General features: G+C 62.2%; 2 protein-coding genes and 1 pseudogene. All 3 read right to left on the bottom strand.

Features of this window, described 5'->3' with window-relative positions; genetic code table 11:
• Window positions 1–965 (bottom strand): annotated as a pseudogene (locus CPT76_RS37680) (AAA family ATPase); the annotation flags it as partial.
• Window positions 949–2,172: an AAA family ATPase gene (locus tag CPT76_RS22215; RefSeq protein WP_105444499.1), complete on the bottom strand. Its 1,224-nt coding sequence runs from the start codon at window positions 2,170–2,172 to the stop codon at window positions 949–951. The gene CPT76_RS22215 and the pseudogene CPT76_RS37680, both read right to left, overlap by 17 nt.
• Before the next feature lies 1 nt (window position 2,173).
• A partial coding sequence (locus tag CPT76_RS22210; protein WP_105444498.1) for an exonuclease SbcCD subunit D occupies window positions 2,174–3,152 on the bottom strand: 979 nt, incomplete at its 5' end.

Below are 3,152 nucleotides of genomic sequence, written 5' to 3'. Positions count from 1 at the left end.
TCGGCAATGTATTCGACGAAGGCATTGCCCCGGAGACAGGACTGCAGCTTGGAGAGCTTCTCGGCTTCCTGCTGCCGCTGCTTGCGGATCAGCTCCAACTGCGACCAGCGGACATGACGCTTCTCCACGTCGTCCAGGTCCCGCTCCGCCCTTGCCCGCTGCTGAAGCGCCGTCTCATCTCGCTCCCGGCAGGCAGCCAGCTCCGCGGAGATCCGCTGCCACTCTTCTTCGGTCACGCCGCGGCCGTCCAGCTGCTCGGCCAAATGGCGGAGCTGCACCTTGATCTCCTGCTCCCGTTCGCGGTGCAGCCGGACCCGCTCCGCGCTCTGCACTTCTTCGTCAGGCGGCATACAGGCGTCTGCCACTTCCTCCGAAGTGGCGAACGGAGAAGCCGCCAGCTGCTCGTCCCAGCGGGCCTGCGCCTTGCGGCAGTGCTCCTCCGCGGATTCCGCCGCCTGGGCTGCCATCGCCGCCGCTTTGGCTGCTTCATGCTTAAGCTGCTCGGCTGCCTGGCGCTTCTCTTTGGAGCGCGCCGCAGCTTCCCGGAGGGAGAGCAGGCGCTGCTTGCAGCCCTCCAGCAGCCGGTCGGCGGACTCGCTTCCGACCCAGGTCTGAAGGCGCCGCTCCTTCTCGGCCAGCAAATCCTGCTTGCCCTGCAGCTGGGCATCCCATTGAATGAGCGACTTGTCGAGATCGTTGATCTGCCGCTCCAGCGATTGGACCGAAGCCGTTTTCTCCTCGATAAAAGGGATGCTGATCTGCAGCCGTTCGCGGATCTCTTCGGCCTGCGCATCCTTCTGCTGGATTTCCGCGGACAAGCGGTCCGCCTGCTCCGGCTGAAGGTCCGGTAGCTCCCGGCGCCACTCCTCCTGAAGCCTTAGGTATTCCCGCTTCTCCGTTTCAAATCGGTCGCCCAGCTTGGTGAACGTTTCCCGAAGCGACTCGATTTCAGCCGTCCGCTTCACCTGCAGCGCGCTCAGGCTCCTGCTCCTTGGCCAGAGCTTCAGTCCGTTCCTTGCTTTCATGGGCCGTCTTTGACCGCTGCTCAGCCAGCTGCTGCAGCACCGTCTTCAGCTCGTCCCGCTCCCGCTGCAGCAGTACCGCCTGCTCCAGCTGCTCCTGACGCTGCAGCAGCTTCGGTTCCTCAGCCGCAAGCTCCCGGTGCGACGCATCGTCGGCGGCAGCGGCCTCCCGGGCCGCCTTATCCGCGGCATCAGCCTTCGTTTGAAGCTGCTCCGCCTCCCGGTTGCGTTTGTCCCATTCCTGCCTGCTGTCCGTCCACTGCGTATACAAAGGCATAATCGCCCGGGCCGCGGCAGACTGTCCCAGCCGGCGCTCAAGCCGGACAATCGCTTCTTCTTCGGCGGAAAGCCGGTGGAGCTCCTGTTCGCGCCGCTCCTTCTCCAGCTGCATCTCCCTGAATTTGCCGGCCTTCTCGGCCTCCTCGGTCATTTGCCGCAGCTTCAGCCGCGAGGCCTCCGCCTCCATGGAGGCTTCCTTGAGTCTGTTCCTCGCTTCGTCCACCGCTTCAACGCCTGCGTTGCCGAGGCCTTGCTGCTCCGCCTCCACTTCCTTCAGCGCAGCATCGTTGTCCTTCACCCGCCGGCTGAGCTTCTGCGCGAGCAGGTCGCCGTATTTTTCCAAATGGAACAGGCGCTGCAGCATCTGCCTGCGCTCACTGCCCTTCAGCGACAGAAACTCGGCAAACTTCCCTTGGGGAAGGACGACGGCCCGTGTAAAATCCTCCATTTTCAGACCGATTTTGTCTTCCACGCAGCGGGTGACTTCTGCCAGCTTGTCTGCCATGACCGTTTCACCTTCCGCGGTGACTTCGATAAACCGGCTAACCGTATTGCTGACTGACAGCTCGTTGGTTCTTTTAAAACGGCGCTCCACTCTGTATCGCTTCGGTCCGTCCGCGGAACTGAGTTCAAAGGTAAAGGAGACGTACAGTGCATCTTCCGAATGGTTCATGATGCCCTGCGTGCCGTTCACCGCACGTTCGACTTTGCCGTACAGAGCCAGGGTCATCGCATCCAGAAGCGTCGATTTGCCGCTGCCCGTCGGTCCAAAAATACCGAACAGCCCCATCTGGCACAGCTCGTCAAAATCGATCTGCTGCATCTCGCGATAGCTCTGCAGACCCGACAACTTCAGTGTGATCGGCTTCATGTTACGCCTCCTCCTTTACCTCTGCGTCTTCCGAAGTGAGCGCAAGGAACAATTCAACGAGCGCATCATCCGGCTCGGCTCCTCCGGTCTGGCGCTGGTAGAACTTCCGGAACAGCTCCGGCACCGGCAGGCTCGACCGGCTGTACTCTACCTCGACCTGTTCCATCTCGGGATACACGGGACGGATATGTACGAACCCTTCGTGGCTTTTGCGCAGCCTGTGAATATCCCCAAGAGACATGGCTTCGGTCAGCGAAATCTCCAGATCGATAAAACCGTTCGCATCCCTGCCTTCATCCAGCCAGCGATGAACTTCCTCCAGGCCGCCCTTTGCTTTCCACCGGATTAACGGCCGGCCGCAGGACAAATAAACCTCCTCCATAACGGGCTGCTGTCCCGGGGTCACATCGATGATGGATACCGACTTCGCTTGACCGGCCTCGGAAAAGCTGTAGGCGAGCGGGGACCCGCTGTAGCGGATCATTCCCTCACCCTTGACCGCCTGAGGCCGGTGCAGGTGGCCAAGCGCCGTATACTGCGCCCCAACCGCTAGCGCCGATGGGTCCACCGTATACGCGCCTCCGACCTGTATCGGCCGTTCCGAGTCGCTTTCCACGCCGCCAAGCACGTAAATGTGGCTCATGGCCAAATTGACGGTCTCGGGCGTAAAGCTTGACGCCAATTTCCGCATCAGCATGCCTACGCGGGCGCTGTATGCCCGGCGGAGCTCCTCTTCGTCGCCTTCGGCGGCGAGCAGCTCATTTAAGCGGGCTTCGGACGGATAAGGGAGCGCCGCAATCTTGGCGATCTCCCCGGTCCGGACCGCTTGAACCGTGACGGCTTCGGCCACGGGAAGCCCGACCAGCGTGATTCCCTGCCGGGCGACCAGCGGCGTCACCGACGAAACCCGCTCGGGCTGATCATGGTTGCCCGCAATGACCACGAGCGGCGTCCCTCCTTCCGTCAGCCGGGCCGCCGCC

The organism is Paenibacillus sp. AR247, assembly GCF_002968895.1.
Classification (GTDB): domain Bacteria; phylum Bacillota; class Bacilli; order Paenibacillales; family Paenibacillaceae; genus Paenibacillus_AQ; species Paenibacillus_AQ favisporus.
Note: the sequence above shows the minus strand (reverse complement) of the source record. Positions and strands in the feature narration are given on the sequence as shown.